Origin of the sequence: Nonlabens sp., from assembly GCF_047636915.1 — a bacterium.
Lineage (GTDB): Bacteria > Bacteroidota > Bacteroidia > Flavobacteriales > Flavobacteriaceae > Nonlabens.
On record NZ_JBLIGN010000094.1, the window covers coordinates 1 to 8,939 of the forward strand.

An 8,939-nucleotide genomic window follows, 5' to 3' on the forward strand; every position below is an offset into this window, starting at 1 on the left:
CACAATTTCACCTGCAACACGATTTTAAGGGCTTTATACTCGGTAAAATCCCTGGATTAAATCAATTGAACTACGATTTAATTCTAAGCGGTAAAGCGCTATTCACAGAACGCAAGCCTTACTTTGAAACCAGTGCTGGGATCGACAACATCGGTTTCGGTAAGTTCAGACCTTTCCGGGTGGATTATGTGTACAGCATGACCAGCGGTCGCAGTTATGGCGCCTTTGTGGTGGGAATTAATTTTGGGTTGTAATAGATGCGTACCGCTTTTGCGAAAGAGCGGTTGTTATATACCTCTTAAAAGGAATAAAATTAGGAGAATACTCTAGCTTTTGTCAGGGTCTTTTTTAAACGGTACGTGCTAAAGGTTGATAGATTTTGCCACAGATGTCCCAAAGAAATTATCTCAAAAAGCTTCACATTCTCATGGCATTAGATGGCGATAGAACTAAAAATGTATTAACTTGTATGGACATAAAAGCCATTACATATCATGAGTAAAACAGGAATCATCATATCCTTGCTAGTTGGCTTTTCAGCTTTTTCACAAACGCCTAATTATTTGGAGCTGTCTAAAAGAGACAAATTTAAATTTATGAATAGCTATGGATTTTTAATAAAGAAATCTGGAGATACCCTTTTGACTCAAATAAAAGTATATAAAGGCACTAATGTCCCTGAGATTGATCAAGACCAAAAGCTTTTGTTGGCTTACCCGGAAGATTTACAGGAATATGCTGATGTGGATAGAATAGCGCTTAAAGAGGTGGATAGATTTTATTTTGGCTTTCCAGGCCGATTTAATGTGGTTAAGAAACACGATACCACATTTGTACCTTTAGAAGTCATTGAAGAAAAGACATTCCATCTTTATGTTAGAACCCAAAAAGAGACTCAACCTGGCTCATTTACATCAATCCCATTTGGCAACGGCATGTCCTATACCATGGCTTACGATATAGAAGTTAAAACCTTATATCTATCTAAAGAAAACAGCGAGATGGTTCACATCATTGGCGATAAAAAGGAGAAAAGAAAGCAACTGGCAAGCATTTTAAAAAACGACTTGGACCCAAAAAAATTAAAGAAACTCAAGACAAGCAACTACGACATCATTAAGCTTGTTAAGAAATTGAATTCGATCTAATAATTTGTTTTATTCTCTATAATTGGCCCCTAAAACTAAAGGGGTTGAAAATTTCAACCCCTTATAAAAAGGAGCGCGTTAAACACCGCTCCTTATAATTTACTTTTTTTTAAATAAAGGCATGAGCTTAAAACAAGAACGCTACCTAAACTTGGCCTTTAGTATGGAGAGCGGTTCTAAAATAGAGGATTACTACATAGAACTATGAATTAAAAAAACTACTGCGAACTATAAAACTCCCAGGTTTATGTCAGGTCTATAAAATAGTAAAGGAGTTGTATAGTTTGTAAATTGCGCCTATATGTTCCTATTCCTTATCATTTATATAAATCGGCAATTCAGACAGGTCTATAAGTTCTCCTATGGGTTCAGCATAGAGGCCTTTACTTTTTAAAATAGATTCCACGTTTTGAGAAGCCTCTTTTTTGACAGCAATTAGTAATCCTCCACTCGTTTGTGGGTCACATAAAATATGTCGCTGTTTTTCGTCTTCAATTTTAAGCTTGTGACCATAACTTTCCCAGTTTCTAATTGTTCCACCAGGGATACATTTTTTATCAAGATATTCATGAATCTCTTCAAAAATGGGTACTTTATTATAATTAATAACCGCAGATACATGGCTAGCTTCACAGACTTCCAACAAATGTCCTAGGAGTCCAAACCCAGTTACGTCAGTTAATGCTGTTACTTCCTTAATCTCTGAAAGATGTATACCAACATCATTTAAAACCACCATGGAGTCTGCCGCGATATCTTTATGTATTTCGTCTAGAACACCTTTCTTTTGTGCGGTAGCCAAAATGCCAACACCTAAAGGTTTGGTTAAATAAAGAATGCTTCCTGCCTCTGCTTTATCATTGCGTTTTAAATTAGAGATCGCAACCGACCCGGTAACTGCAAGCCCAAAAATAGGTTCTGGATTATCAATGCTATGACCACCCGCAAGCAGTATTCCCGCATCTGAACAGGCTTTCCTACCGCCTTCCATTACCTGAGCAGCTACCTCAGGTGCTATTTTATCAATGGGCCACCCTAGAATTGCAATCGCCACTAATGGCTTTCCTCCCATAGCATATACATCGCTTATAGCGTTAGTAGCCGCTATTCTTCCAAAAGTGAAGGGATCATCCACGATAGGCATAAAAAAGTCTGTCGTACTGATGACACCAATTCCATTTCCCATATCGTATACCGCAGCATCATCTCTTGTATCGTTCCCCACTAAAAGACGTGCATCTTGCACCTGAGGAGAACTAGACGCTAATATGGTGGTTAACACCTTGGGTGATATTTTACAACCACAACCTGCACCGTGACTAAAACTTGTTAACTTTATACCTTCTACCATTTATTTAATTTGTTAAGCTCATTAAAAATTCTGCTGTTTGATCCGGATCTACTGTGGGGATCTCAAATTTTTGAATCGTAGCATCCTCCCTATTTTGTAAACCACTTAGGTAGGCTTTGTCGTAATAAAAAAGGGTAATCTCTACAACTTTGAAATAATCTTTACTTTCAAGTGCCTCTAAAGCAAATTTAGCTTTATCGTAGCCAAGTCTTTTTGTAATTCTACCGATTGATTCGGCTAATTTTTCATGGGTTAAACTCGCATAAGTATCCACCAGGTGTTTTGTTCGTTCCTTAAAAGGAACATCTAAAAGATATACCGGCATCACGCTCATCTTATGATAAAATGCATCAGGGATAATCACTCTTCCTATAGACTTGCTTTCATCTTCTACCCATATAGGCAACTCAAGGTTTAAACCTTGTGCTACTGAAAATAAATTGTTTTGAAATTGCTCCGTTGTTGGTTGAGGCGGAAGATCGATGCCTCCAAAAGCAGAACCTCTATGGTTAGCCAATCCCTCTAAATCTATAATCTGTTGCCCTTTTTTCTTTAAAGAATGTAGAATTTCAGTTTTACCAGAGCCTGTGTACCCACTTAAAATTTTTAGATTTAAGGGCTGTTCAAAATATTCTAGCACATAATTCCTAAAAGCTTTGTATCCTTTTTCAATGACATAGACCTCTTCAAAACCATTCTCCATAAGATGATCGGCAAAAGCATTACTTCTCATTCCTCCACGCCAACAATGGATCACAACTTCCTTTTTAGGTGCAATCTCCATAGACCTACTTATAAAATCATCTAGTTTAGGTACTACAAATTCATACCCAATATCAAAGGCTCTTTCTTTTGACTCTTTCTTATAGGCCGTGCCTACCACAGCGCGTTCCTCATCCGTAAATAACTCGATATTAAAGGCGTTTAAAATATGCCCTTTTTCAAATTCTCCAGGTGATCTAACATCAATAATGGGCAGATGCTTTAGATGGTTAAAGTAAAAATCAACAGAAATAATTTGTTTCATTGTAAAATCTATATAAAGTATTAAAAGCAGACGTATCAGATAACATAGGCTGCTATATTTCCATGAGTATACCCAAAAATGGCTGTCATTAGCAGGATATTTTTATCGATAGAATTATTTTAGGATGGCAAAAATACAGCTAATCCATTAATTATGTTGATAGTTAACATTAATATCGATAAATACAGCACATCAATGGCCCGCCGTTCATCATCTATAATTCTTTCGGTACCGATTATTTTCAAAGCACCTTTTATGTAGAAACCCAAGCGTTCTACCTCGCTAAAAACGAGTTATAAACCAGCCTTAAGTGAAAATACTTAACAAGCTTATTTTGAGATTTGCACGCCTTTGAATCCTGACATTATGATCACAGCCTTTTGTACTAGAGATTTTAGTAACCCTTTAAATAGGATTGTATTGCCTTAAAAAAGTATGGGCTAACTTTAATTATTGGAGTAGTTTTGAACTTATACCTGCCCTTAAAGAATGAACAAACCACCTTTTTCTGAAAAGCCGAAGGAGTAAAGATATAGCTTTGTCAGATCGATCGTGCTGAATTTTAATACAGATCAGTATATAACAGATCCTATTTGAAGCGGACTGTTTTTATTTTCCTGGGCCCTAAAAGATATACTGAATGCATGGGCATGCTTGGATTTCATTTGAACTTATGTCATATCTGCAAAAAAAAAATCAAACAAACAGCCTAACACAGTCCTAGCGAATGGTCTTTTTGTATAGTTAACTCTGTCGTACAATTGCTTTTATATCAGATCAAAAATGGCAATAAAAAATATAAGTATTAGAATTTATGTTACGCGGTTCTTAATGGAAGACTCTACAAAGCTATTTTTAGATCGTTTTCTCTTACCGATTTAGACCCCTACAAAAACAACTGTCTGCACACTACAAGTGATACTTAATTAAAACGAATCTTAGACCAAAAAAGTCGGTTGAATAAACGATACCTTCAATTTCAAGACCTTCTTATCGAGCTGAAAAAAAGGATTAAATGACTTAGCGGGCTTGCTGTGCATCAAGAAATCGATACTATCAATGTACTATTGGACGCTGATAAAAGTTTTAGCAAGCGATTAATAAAATAGGAATCAACAGTTATAAAGTTACTGGAAAAAGAACACCAGCTCGTCACAAAAAACCATCATAGAAATATCAGGTTAGCTATAGGTATCGGCGCATTTGGAGTTCCCATAGGCGTAGTTCATGGAGTTGTCTTAAACCATAGGGGTTTTATAGCACTGGGAATGCCTATTGGATTGGGAATAGGAATTGCAACTGTAACAATGATGGATCAAAAAGCCGATGAGAACGAAAAACAATTAGATATAGAAATAAAATACTAAGGTATATCCTTTATTCAAAACATCTAAAGAAGCGTTAGAACGACTGGAGCCATTTTTGAATGTAATCGACCTCTTTTATTTCCCTTGAATCCTTGTTTGTTCGTTTACATAAGTTCATTTATACCATAAGGCATGCCCCATCAGTTCCAAGAATCTACGTTAGTTGTTCGTGTTTTGGTTTTGATGTGCCGTACCGGATAAAGGAGGTTGCGTCTAAGTGCCCGTTTTGTCTGTTTTAAAGCGATTTTAAACAACTTTGGTTATAAAAAAAGACACCCGGATGTACCACCTATATTTACTCCTACATCTAAAACCACAAGCTCTACTTTAGCATTACCTTTGCATTTTAAAAATTGGTATATTCCGCACTACTTTTTCTATGACATTACATGTCCAAATTACCCAAAAAGCATAAATTTATTGATCTATCCGACTATGGAAGACCAATTGCTCGACTCATAGCAAACTCCTTAAAAAACACGGATGCTACTCCTGTTCACGTTACTATAGGTTTTATTCTAGCTGGTTTTATGGCTATATATTGTATTCTCCAAGGATATTTCTGGCTTGCAGCGTTCTTTTTAATATTTAAATCTATTCTTGATGCGGCAGATGGAGAGCTGGCACGTGTAAAACAAAAACCTTCCTATACCGGTCGTTTTTTAGATTCTGTAGCAGACATTATTTTAAATGCTTTATTTTTTCTATCCATCTGGTACATTACCAACACAAGTATTTGGGTATGTATACTTGCATTTATAGGATTACAGTTGCAGGGAACGCTATATAATTACTACTATGTGATTTTAAGAAATAAATTTGATGGAGACACCACCAGTCGGATTTTTGAAACAAAAACACCGATTGCCCTACAAGGTGAAAAGCAAGAACATGTCAATGTTCTTTTTAGTTTGTATAAATTGCTATACGGTGCATTTGACAAAGCTATTTATTTCTTAGACCCTAAAGCCTGCATTGGTAAAATATTTCCCAAGTGGTTAATGACCAGCATTTCTACTTTTGGTTTGGGATTTCAACTGCTTATTATTTCCGTAATGCTTGTATTAGGATTAAAGACCCTAATTCTGCCTTTCTTTTTAGGATATACCGTAATGGTTTTTGTTTTTGTTGGTATCAGAAAGGTTTTTTACTAAAAATTAGTTGCCTATACATTTCATTCTTTCGATTTACTAGAATTTAGTCCTCCTTTTAATTGGTAGACGGGTATGAGGAAATAAGCTTTTTATAGCCATAAATATTTTAGAACCCAATCTATATTTCTAAAATGAAATGCGATTATATAATGCTAGAAACCAGTTTTAAAAACGCTGATACTGCTTTACCAGTATCGGGGAAAATTTATAACATTTTAGGAATCGAAAAGGCCCCTAACAAATACCTTTGCTAAGGACCATTGAGAGATTAAAAAGCGGCAGAAGATTTAGAAATCAATCATAAATTTGATGCTGCTTGTGTAGCTGATTTTTTTTTGGTAAACAAGATGTCACTAAGAAAGTACCCTGTTTTTTTTTTAAAAAAAGATAACTAGTAAAAGAAATTTTTATAGCTTCTGAGCCTGTTGTCTTTTATTCAAACCTACTATGAGGTATACATCACTCTTAAAAGCCCCTTTAAAATCTCTAGAAAAAAAATGCAATGCAACGACAGGTAGTTAGCCTTAAAACACCCTGATAAATCCTTTTCTGTTCATAGGGAGCTAAGACTACAGGCTAAGCTTGACAACACAGTTGCCCTGCCGGCGATAAACAGTCCTATAAATTTGACTTTTCTATACGTTGATCAAAGGACAATACTATTTTAATTTACAAATTAAAATCAAATGATTTACTGTAAATTAATATGTACCTTTAATATGTGCTAGTATTTACGACATACCTTAAAATTGAACTGAAAAAATGACTTTTAAAAACCTTCCGAAGGACAAAATGATATTTCTATTTGAAAAGTTTTTCTCCGATAAAACTCGCGAAAGGACTGAAAAAATAATACTAAATCTCGCTTTGATTAGTTTTTTTATTCACCTCGCCGTTATCTACTTATTAAAGTTTGATTTTATACAGCTGCCATTGGGAGCTGATCTCTTAGAAAACCCTATATCTGCCGTTTACACACCTTTTTCGTTCATTCTTATTTATGAAGTTTATCTGCTCATTTATTACCTTCCTAAATCCATTACTACTTATATCACCAAGCAATATGAAATTATTACGCTGATCATTATTCGTAAATTATTTAAAGATTTATCTTCCTTAGAACTGTCTTCAGACTGGTTTGAAATAAAAGGAGATTTACAATTTACTTATGATTTAATAGGATCGTTGTTGCTTTTCTATTTGATATTTCAATTTCAAAAACAAGGCAAGAAAAAGTTTGTTCCAGTAGATCTTATCAAGCCTAGAATTGACAAGTTTGTCTACAAGAAAAAAATGATCGCCGTTGTTTTAGTACCGTTATTTTTTGGAATGGCGTTGTACACTTTGGTTGTTTGGTCTTTGGGCTTCTCTCTAATTCCAAACGAGTTAGCACCGTTTGAAAGTGTCAATAATTTATTTTTTGACGAGTTTTTTGCCGTACTTATTTTAGTGGACGTGGTATTATTGCTGATTTCATTATTCTATACAGATCAATTTAATAAAATTATCAGGAATTCAGGTTTTATCATATCCACCATTCTTATAAGAATGTCTTTTGGAGTGAGCGGTGCCATAAGCACTATTCTAATTGTGGCTGCGGTTCTTTTTGGACTTGCAATGATTACGGTTCACAATAAATATGAAAAAGATATGTTACTTGAAGGTGTTAAAAAGAAGTAAATAAAGCCCTTTACTTATCTCTGTGATGCGATCGTAAAATAAACTGTTTTATTTTATTAAGGTATAAGACAAGTGTAAGCAGGTAGGCATAAAAAAATGTAGAAAAAGCAATAGCTTGATACGCAATTCCGACAACAAATAAAAAAAATTAAATAACAACTGAATCTAAGGAGTCCGCCATTAGGCAAAGCTAGCCTGTTTAATTTCTTAGTAGTCCTTAGTATTTGGTATAAGGTTGCATAGGACAAATAGGCGATTAAAAGGCCAGGAGAAAAAGACCCTTCCTTTGGAAAAGCCTTTTCTTTGAAACAATAAATAATATGTCTACAAGCAATCCTCTTACAGTCTCATTAATCCCTATTTAAGACATGAACTTGGTATTTAAATCTTTTACAATGTTTTCTATGTTTTTATTTTTGGCTACTTTGCCTAATACCGAAGCTGGTACTTGCCTCACTTCACAATCTTGAATAGAACAACGCTCACAAGTTACCCCTACTTTCTGTGTTTTTATATTGGGATCTGTTAAAAAATTAAGCCTGCGTTGTAATTGTTTATTTATTAGTAATCCTATACTAATGCTCCTGTAATAATTTTCATTAAAGGGATCTTTAGTTGCCGAGGACAACACTACATATTTTGCACTATCGTGTTCAAAATGAGATATCTGTAAATCGAATTCATGCTCCTTTTTACTTTTACTTATTTTGTTTAACAACTTTAAGGACACCCAGCGTCTGCAATAATGCTCATTGGTCTGATTGGCACGAGGTGAATGCTGGTGTGATAAATGCAGTTCTTTTTTCAGATAATAGCTATTACTTTCAGCTTTATGGGTAAACCTTAAAAAAAACAAATTTTCAATGTTATAGTTTTTGGGTAAAATATTAGTGAGGCGCTGGTAAAAGGATTCTGGTGAAGCATTGAACGCCTTTAAGGCACCTAATAACAGGGAGCTATCAAAGGTATCCTTATCAAAAATCTCTTGAAGTCTGGTCTTTATTTTATCACTAGGTATAATCAAAGCACCTGCAAAATAAGAGGCGTAGAAGTTATTTAAAACTTGATCAAAAGTGTCAAATTTGATCCAAGGAAACGTGTACAACCGTTCTTTAACCTCTAGAAAATTATAAGCCAGTTCTTTTGCATAAATAAAGGTGCGCTGCGCTTCGTCTATTTCATTAGCAAGGAGTAAGGTTTTTGTTTTAGGAA

General features: G+C 34.8%; 7 protein-coding genes. 4 read left to right on the forward strand and 3 right to left on the reverse strand.

The window, feature by feature from the left end:
• Positions 1–254: hypothetical protein (locus ACJAT0_RS11345; protein WP_415181745.1), on the forward strand; the 254-nt coding region annotated here is incomplete at its 5' end.
• A 342-nt stretch (positions 255–596) separates the two neighbouring features.
• Positions 597–1,148 (forward strand): hypothetical protein, encoded by a 552-nt coding sequence (locus ACJAT0_RS11350; protein WP_415181746.1) that lies wholly within the window; start codon positions 597–599, stop codon positions 1,146–1,148.
• Between the two features lie 307 nt (positions 1,149–1,455).
• Here ACJAT0_RS11350 and selD read toward each other — a convergent pair whose 3' ends face one another.
• A complete protein-coding gene (gene selD / locus ACJAT0_RS11355; protein WP_415181747.1) occupies positions 1,456–2,499 on the reverse strand; it encodes a selenide, water dikinase SelD in 1,044 nt (347 codons plus the stop codon).
• Between the two features lie 4 nt (positions 2,500–2,503).
• Positions 2,504–3,526: a tRNA 2-selenouridine(34) synthase MnmH gene (gene mnmH / locus ACJAT0_RS11360; protein ID WP_415181748.1), complete on the reverse strand. Its 1,023-nt coding sequence runs from the start codon at positions 3,524–3,526 to the stop codon at positions 2,504–2,506.
• 1,756 nt (positions 3,527–5,282) lie between these two features.
• Between mnmH and ACJAT0_RS11365 the strand changes: the two genes are divergently transcribed.
• On the forward strand, positions 5,283–6,047 hold the full coding sequence (locus ACJAT0_RS11365) for a CDP-alcohol phosphatidyltransferase family protein (RefSeq protein WP_374002051.1): 765 nt from the start codon (positions 5,283–5,285) through the stop codon (positions 6,045–6,047).
• Between the two features lie 792 nt (positions 6,048–6,839).
• The gene (locus ACJAT0_RS11370) at positions 6,840–7,727 is read left to right on the forward strand and encodes a hypothetical protein (RefSeq protein WP_415181750.1); all 888 of its coding nucleotides are present in this window, start codon (positions 6,840–6,842) and stop codon (positions 7,725–7,727) included.
• Between the two features lie 361 nt (positions 7,728–8,088).
• Here ACJAT0_RS11370 and ACJAT0_RS11375 read toward each other — a convergent pair.
• Positions 8,089–8,939, reverse strand: an 851-nt coding sequence (locus ACJAT0_RS11375; RefSeq protein WP_415181749.1) for an ImmA/IrrE family metallo-endopeptidase, incomplete at its 5' end; no start/stop codon positions are given.

Bases quoted from the DNA above. Each gene is read 5' to 3' on its own strand.
- ACJAT0_RS11370 (WP_415181750.1), top strand. From the start codon at position 6,840: ATGATATTTCTATTTGAAAAGTTTTTCTCCGATAAAACTCGCGAAAGG.
- ACJAT0_RS11365 (WP_374002051.1), top strand. From the start codon at position 5,283: ATGTCCAAATTACCCAAAAAGCATAAATTTATTGATCTATCCGACTAT.
- ACJAT0_RS11350 (WP_415181746.1), top strand. From the start codon at position 597: ATGAATAGCTATGGATTTTTAATAAAGAAATCTGGAGATACCCTTTTG.
- selD (WP_415181747.1), bottom strand. From the start codon at position 2,499: ATGGTAGAAGGTATAAAGTTAACAAGTTTTAGTCACGGTGCAGGTTGT.
- mnmH (WP_415181748.1), bottom strand. From the start codon at position 3,526: ATGAAACAAATTATTTCTGTTGATTTTTACTTTAACCATCTAAAGCAT.